Annotated in this window: 1 pseudogene; it reads left to right on the top strand. The window is 65.7% G+C overall.

The features are described 5' to 3' along the window. Window positions 1-80 precede the first annotated feature (80 nt). Window positions 81-1,612 (top strand): annotated as a pseudogene (locus C6W91_RS20975) (IS3 family transposase); the annotation flags it as partial. Window positions 1,613-1,742: the final 130 nt, after the last annotated feature.

The raw sequence follows: 1,742 nt of genomic DNA on the forward strand, positions 1-1,742 counted from the left end.
CCCCCTCAGTCAGGATAGTTGTCGCCTCTGTTTCAGTGATAAATTGAACCTGACGAGGCGGGCGGAGGAGAGGACGATCTATGGCATACTCGACGGAGCGGAAAGCATCCGTGGTCGCGAAGATGCTGCCACCCCATAACCAGTCGCTGAAGCGCTTGTCGGCCGAAGAGGGCATCTCGGTCGGGACGCTGTCGCGATGGCGGGCAGAAGCCCGCGCGCGCGGTCAGTTGCTTCCCGATGGGCAGTCAGGGCCCGAGGGCTGGACTTCCGAGGACAAGCTGGCCGTCGTAATCGAGACGGCGCCAATGAACGATGCTGAACTGTCCGAGTACTGCCGCCAGAGGGGCCTTTATCCGGAGCAGGTTCGGGTGTGGCGGGAGGCCTGTGGGCGGGCGAATGACTGGGACCGCGCAGCGTCGCGGCAGATCGCGCAGGAGACCAAAGAGGACAGGAAGCGCATCCGTGAACTGGAGCGGGAGCTGATGCGCAAGGAGAAGGCGCTAGCCGAGGCGGCCGCGCTGCTCGTGCTGCAAAAAAAGGCCGAAGCGATCTGGGGCCGCAGGGCGGGAGAGGACGAATGACCTCTGCCTCTGATCGCAAGGAGATCATCGCCCTGGTGAACGAAGCCATGGTGTCTGGGGCGCGCTGTGCGGCAGCATGTGAAGGTCTTGGCGTGAGCCCGCGAACGTTGCAGCGCTGGCGTGATCCGACGGGCGAGATCAGCGAGGATCGTCGCCCTGACGCCGAACGGCCCGCCCCGCGCAACAAGCTCAGCGAGGCGGAGCGCGACGAAATCGTCGCCACCTGTAACGCACCGGAGTTCGCGAGCCTGCCGCCCAGCCAGATCGTGCCGCGTTTGGCCGATCAGGGTGTATACATCGCCTCAGAGTCGAGCATGTACAGGGTATTGAAAGAGCGCGGGCAGAACCACCGCCGTGGCCGTGCCCGGCCGCCGAGCCGGTCGAAGCCGCCTGCAAGCTTCAAGGCAGAGGGCCCCTGTGAGGTCTGGTCGTGGGACATCACCTGGTTGCCCGGGCCGGTGGCCGGCACCTTCTTCTACCTCTATCTCATCCTCGACATCTTCAGTCGGAAGATCGTTGGTTGGGAGGTCTACGAACGGGAGACGGCGGAGTTCGCGGCGCAGGTGCTTCAGCGTGCCGTCTGGGCCGAGGGCTACCTCACCAGCCCGCTGGTGCTGCACGCCGATAACGGCAGCCCGATGAAGGGGGCGACCATGAAAGTCACCATGGAGCGGCTTGGTGTCGTGGCCTCCTTCAGCCGACCGCGGGTGTCCAACGACAACCCTTTCTCAGAGGCCCTGTTCCGGACCTGCAAGTATGTGCCGACCTGGCCGACGCGCGGCTTCGCCTCCATTGAGGCCGCGCGCAGCTGGGTGGCGGGCTTCGTGGGGTGGTACAACACCGAGCATCGACACAGTGCGATCCGCTTCGTGACGCCCGAGCAGCGTCACCGCGGTGAGGATCGCGCGCTGCTCGCCAGTCGACATCAGGTCTACGAGCTCGCCCGAGCCGCGCGGCCCGAACGTTGGTCAGGCCGCACGCGCAACTGGACCCCAGTCGGAGCGGTTTGGCTGAACCCCGAACGCCCGGATGCTGGGCGCAGAGGCCATGGGGGCGCCGACGCGCTCCCCCATGAAGCTGGCGGCGGCGACCCCATGGCCGGGCCCGCCAAAAGCGCAGCGTGAAATCGAATGCAGGCGACAACTACCTTGACGAACACCG

The sequence above is a fragment of the Phaeobacter sp. SYSU ZJ3003 genome (assembly GCF_041300735.1).
GTDB classification, from domain to species: Bacteria; Pseudomonadota; Alphaproteobacteria; order Rhodobacterales; family Rhodobacteraceae; genus Phycobacter; species Phycobacter gallaeciensis_A.